At 42.0% G+C, this 932-nt stretch carries 1 protein-coding gene; it reads right to left on the minus strand.

Going from position 1 to position 932, the window contains the following annotated elements:
- The coding region (gene ltrA / locus LDX58_RS25675; protein ID WP_227940482.1) for a group II intron reverse transcriptase/maturase at positions 1-856 on the minus strand (856 nt) is incomplete at its 3' end.
- Between the last annotated feature and the right edge of the window lie 76 nt (positions 857-932).

Raw genomic sequence — 932 nt, forward strand, 5'->3', positions numbered from 1 at the left:
ATTTCGTGATGCTTTTTAGTACTCTCTCGCCTGCCCTTTTACTTTTCACGTAGATGTTACAGTCATCCGCGTAGCGGATAAATTTATGTCCACGTCTTTCTAGTTCTAAGTCAAGTTGGTGAAGATAGATGTTACTAAGAAGCGGAGATAGATTTCCTCCTTGAGGAGTTCCAATCTCGCTTGGCTCATATTTTTCACCAATCATAATGCCACTTCGCAAGAATTTACGAATGAGTTTAAGCACTGTTGGGTCTTGAATAAATTCCTTTACATGGTACATGAGTTTGTCATGGTTGACTGTATCGAAATACTGCTTCATATCGATGTCTACCACGTATCGGTACCCTTCTTCGTAGTACTGTTTTGCTTTTCCAATTGCGTCGTGAGCACTTCGGTTTGGACGGAAGCCAAAACTGTTTTCAGAGAAGTGGGGATTGATCCATTTTTCAATCACTTGAAGAATCGCTTGTTGGACAAGTCGGTCTTTGACCGTTGGGATTCCTAGTTTTCTTTTTGAACCATCCGGTTTTGGAATTTCAACCCGTTTAACGGGTTGTGGTTCGTATGTTCCATCTTTAATGGAAAGCACAAGAGACCTGCTCTCTTTGGCTAAGAATAGTGGCAATTTGTCTACCGTCATTCCATCTATCCCAGGTTTTCCTCTGTTCTTCTTGACTCTCTTATAAGCCCTATTGAGATTGTCTCGATCAATAATTCCGCTTATCAATTCTGAACATTCACCATCTCTTCTTCTAGGTTCAGCGTGAAGTATACTGCACGCTGCCGCTGTATGTTCAGGTTCCACCTTATGTTCTAGCGGGTAGCCATCTTTTGATGTTTTCTGTGGTCGATGCATACTTCTCACCTCCATTAGTTCCGAGATTCTTATTGTTCGGTCCTTCATCCATTGGACTACTATGACCTCTGCTGAC

Source organism: Alkalihalobacillus deserti, assembly GCF_020734105.1.
Classification (GTDB): Bacteria; Bacillota; Bacilli; order Bacillales; family Bacillaceae_D; genus Halalkalibacter; species Halalkalibacter deserti.